This is a genomic window from Caballeronia telluris, from assembly GCF_001544495.1.
Taxonomy (GTDB): Bacteria; Pseudomonadota; Gammaproteobacteria; order Burkholderiales; family Burkholderiaceae; genus Caballeronia; species Caballeronia telluris.
Genome location: NZ_FCNZ02000137.1, coordinates 1 through 951 on the forward strand (window position 1 = coordinate 1; position 951 = coordinate 951).

The 951-nt window shown below is 63.6% G+C and carries 1 protein-coding gene; it reads left to right on the plus strand.

Features of this window, described 5'->3' with window-relative positions; translation table 11 throughout:
* Positions 1-76: 76 nt before the first annotated feature.
* Positions 77-951: thiamine pyrophosphate-binding protein (locus AWB66_RS32590; protein WP_268811173.1), on the plus strand; the 875-nt coding region annotated here is incomplete at its 3' end.

Here is a 951-nt window from a genome sequence, read left to right on the forward strand (position 1 = left end):
TGATCTACATTTGATCCAACACGCTGTTTTCGGAACCATATGTTCCGTTTTATTCAAACACCGGAGACGTCACACCATGAGCGAACTCGACCCCACCCGCGCCCCTGCCTCTTCTGCTGCCCCCGACGGCCCCCAGGCCATGACGCCTTCCGAGGCGTTCGTCGAAACGCTCGCCGCCAACGGCGTCACCGACATGTTCGGCATCATGGGCTCCGCCTTCATGGACGCGATGGACATCTTCGCGCCCGCCGGCATCCGCCTGATTCCGGTCGTGCACGAGCAAGGCGCCGGACACATGGCTGACGGCTATTCGCGTGTTTCAGGACGTCATGGTGTGGTGATCGGCCAGAACGGCCCCGGTATCAGCAACTGCGTGACGGCGATTGCCGCGGCCTATTGGGCGCACAGCCCGGTGGTGATCGTCACGCCCGAGGCGGGCACGATGGGGATCGGTCTCGGCGGTTTCCAGGAAGCCAAGCAGTTGCCGATGTTCCAGGAATTCACCAAATACCAGGGTCACGTGACGCATCCGGCGCGCATGGCCGAATTCACCGGCCGCTGTTTCGATCGCGCGATGGCCGAAATGGGGCCGACGCAACTCAATATCCCGCGCGATTACTTCTACGGCCAGATCAAGGCCGAGATTCCGCAGCCGCAGCGACTCGATCGCGGGGCCGGTGGTGAGCAACGGCTCGACGAAGCGGCCGAGTTGCTGGCAACGGCCAAGTTCCCGGTGATCATCTCGGGCGGCGGTGTCGTGATGGCCGATGCGGTCGAGGAATGCAAGGCGTTCGCTGAACGGCTCGGCGCGCCGGTGGTCAACAGCTACCTTCACAACGATTCGTTCCCGGCCAGTCACCCGCTGTGGTGCGGTCCGCTCGGCTACCAAGGCTCGAAGGCGGCGATGAAGCTGCTCTCGCGCGCCGATGTGGTGATCGCGCTCGGTTCGCG